Origin of the sequence: Synechococcus sp. OH20, assembly GCF_047502685.1 — a bacterium.
In the GTDB taxonomy this organism is placed as follows: Bacteria; Cyanobacteriota; Cyanobacteriia; order Thermostichales; family Thermostichaceae; genus Thermostichus.
Genome location: NZ_JANSIQ010000023.1, coordinates 2,797 through 5,271 on the forward strand (window position 1 = coordinate 2,797; position 2,475 = coordinate 5,271).

2 protein-coding genes and 1 pseudogene are annotated in these 2,475 nt (G+C 61.2%); 1 reads left to right on the forward strand and 2 read right to left on the reverse strand.

The annotated features are described in order from the left end of the window. Positions 1 to 136 precede the first annotated feature (136 nt). Positions 137 to 766: a cobalt-precorrin-8X methylmutase gene (locus NW826_RS05735; RefSeq protein ID WP_414509660.1), complete on the reverse strand. Its 630-nt coding sequence runs from the start codon at positions 764 to 766 to the stop codon at positions 137 to 139. Between the two features lie 194 nt (positions 767 to 960). On the opposite strand from NW826_RS05735, the gene NW826_RS05740 reads away from it, so the two are divergent. Next, positions 961 to 2,064 (forward strand): alpha/beta fold hydrolase, encoded by a 1,104-nt coding sequence (locus NW826_RS05740; RefSeq protein WP_414509659.1) that lies wholly within the window; start codon positions 961 to 963, stop codon positions 2,062 to 2,064. A gap of 58 nt (positions 2,065 to 2,122) precedes the next feature. On the opposite strand, the pseudogene NW826_RS05745 reads toward NW826_RS05740, so the two are convergent. After that, positions 2,123 to 2,404: pseudogene (locus tag NW826_RS05745) on the reverse strand (zinc ribbon domain-containing protein); the annotation flags it as partial. Between the last annotated feature and the right edge of the window lie 71 nt (positions 2,405 to 2,475).

The following is a 2,475-nucleotide window of genomic DNA, read 5'->3' on the forward strand; positions in this document are numbered from 1 at the left end:
CAAAGCGCTGGGCGGCTCGCTGCTGCTCGGCCCGCAGCTCTTGAAGCTGTTCTTGTTGGAGCTGAAGGTTGCGGATCAGCCACTCCTCTTGTTCGGGGGTCATGGGAAAGGTCTGAAGATGTCGTTCCAATTCTAGTCAGTTGGGAATAGGATCCCGGCGAGCGGCCAGCAGCAGAGCATTGACGATGGCAGCGGCCACCGGGGATCCGCCTTTGCGGCCCTCCACCCGAATCTGGGGGACATCGGTTTGTGCCAATGCCTGTTTGGCCTCCTCCACGGCCACAAAGCCCACCGGCACCCCGATCACCAGGCTGGGCCGGATCCGCTCTGCCCGAATCTCTTCCACCAGCGCCAGCAGCGCCGTGGGCGCATTGCCGACAACAAAGATGGCTTCCGGGTAGCGGCGGGCCACCTGGATCATCCCCTGGGCAGTGCGGGTTTGCCCTGCCGCGGGGGGGTCTTCCACCCAGTCCAAAGCGCAATAGAGCGGGATCCCCTGCGCCGCGAGGCCAGCTTGGATCCCGGCAGCCACCATCCTCACATCCACCACCACGGGCCTTTGCTGCCGCAGGGCCGCCAGCCCCACCTCGACCGCCGTGGGGCTAAACACAAAGCGATCCCGCAGCTCAAAATCGGCGGTGGCGTGGATGGCGCGGCGCACGATCTCATAGGGGATCCCTTGCCAGGGGTGGGGGCCGATCTCTTGGTCGATCTGGCGAAAGCTGGCCGCCGTAATGGGGTCTATCCAAGCTGTCTCATCCATCATCTCAGCCATCGTGGGATCCACAGGCGGAGCCATGGTCAGGCCGGGGGGTTTTCTACGTCCTGCTGACGCGGGCGGTCTTGTTCGGGGAAAGTCGCGCAGAACGTCCAGAAAAGCTGTGCTCAAAAGGGTTACCTGAGAGAAACGCCCCTTTAGTTCCACTCTAGACGCCCCGAAGCAGCCGCTAAGTTCGGTCTATGCTGGTGGAGATGGGCCTGTTGTTGTCACACGCTCCTCCCTTGCCTGAACCCAACTCTTCTCCCTCTGCTGCTGTCGGCGGGGCAAGCTCCCCTCCCCTCGCGCCGCCCCCCTCTTCGGTCGGCAACAGGGATCCCCTTGCCGTGCTCCCTCGCTATGGCCATTCCCAAACCTGGCTCTGGCGTGGCTGGTCTATCCATTTCACCTACACCCCCAGTCGCGCCCAAACCTCCAAGGGCCAGGTGAACTTGACGGCGGCTCCGGCCATCTTGATCCATGGCTTGGGAGCCTCGGTGGGCCATTGGCGCCATAACATTGTTCCCTTGGGATCCCAGCGCCCCGTCTATGCCCTTGACTTGCTGGGATTTGGGAAAAGCGCCAAGCCGGAGATCGCCTACAGCGTCGATCTGTGGGTGGAGCAGGTGTACGAGTTTTGGCGAACTCACATCCAGCAGCCCAGCCTCTTGGTAGGCCATTCCATTGGGGGCCTGGTGGGGGTCATTGCTGCTGCCCGCTATCCCCAGATGGTGAAGGGTTTGTGCTTGATCAGTTGTGCCGATGGGCCCCACCCGGAAGAATTGCCCTCTCCCTGGGATGCCCTGGTTCAAGCCCTTTGCGAAGGGATCCTGGCTGTTTTGGGCTGCCCGCTCACCTATCCCCATTTGTTTAACTGGCTGCGACAAACCGAGGTGCTGCGGGCCTGGATCAAAAATGTCTACAAGCGGGACGAGCAGGTGGACGAGGAGTTGGTGCAGATCTTCCAGAGGCCAGCCTTTGAGCCGGGGGCAGCCCACGTGTTTTTGGATAGCCTGAGGGCCATCCTTTGCCGTCGCTTCGACAGCCCCAAGCGCCTGTTGCCCACGCTCAAAATGCCGATTTTGCTCCTCTGGGGCCAAGAAGATCCAGCGGTGCCCAGCTTTTTGGCAGACCAATTCAAGCGCTGGCAGCCGGCTCTTACCTTGGTGAAGCTGCCAGGGGTAGGCCACTGTGCTCACGACGAGCTGCCCCACTGGGTCAACGCCCTCATTGGTGAGTGGGCGGCCAGCTTGGAGACTTGCCCCGACTTGTCCACCCACCTTCGATGGGATCCCGCGGCTGACTAGTCCAGCCAGTTGCCCTGCCAAGGTTCAGCAGTGCCCTCCCTGCTATCGATAAACTACCTCACCGCATAGGCGGGTGGGGTTTTAGCGCTACGCGCCGCTGACGCGAACAGTAGCCCTGCAGTTGGCAAGCCAACCACGAACCTCCAGGCTGGTTTATGGCAGCCACCAAAAGTGCAATGACGTTGGCACCGTTCAAATCTGCATCCCCTTCCCAGCCACAGGCCGGGTTCACACAACGAAAACGCTTCCCTTCCCGCTGGCCAATCCACAAACACCGGTGACAAGTCTGCGAGCTGTAGGCAGGCGGCACCACCACCTTTACCCCTGCTCTTGCTGCCTTGCACAGCCTGTTAAAGAATCAAGGGGTACAGTAGCAACACTTAGCAAACCAACTTCGGAAGCAGGATGGAT

Excerpts from the sequence above, each read along its gene's own strand:
- NW826_RS05735 (WP_414509660.1), bottom strand. The coding sequence starts at position 766 with ATGATGGATGAGACAGCTTGGATAGACCCCATTACGGCGGCCAGCTTT.
- NW826_RS05740 (WP_414509659.1), top strand. The coding sequence starts at position 961 with ATGCTGGTGGAGATGGGCCTGTTGTTGTCACACGCTCCTCCCTTGCCT.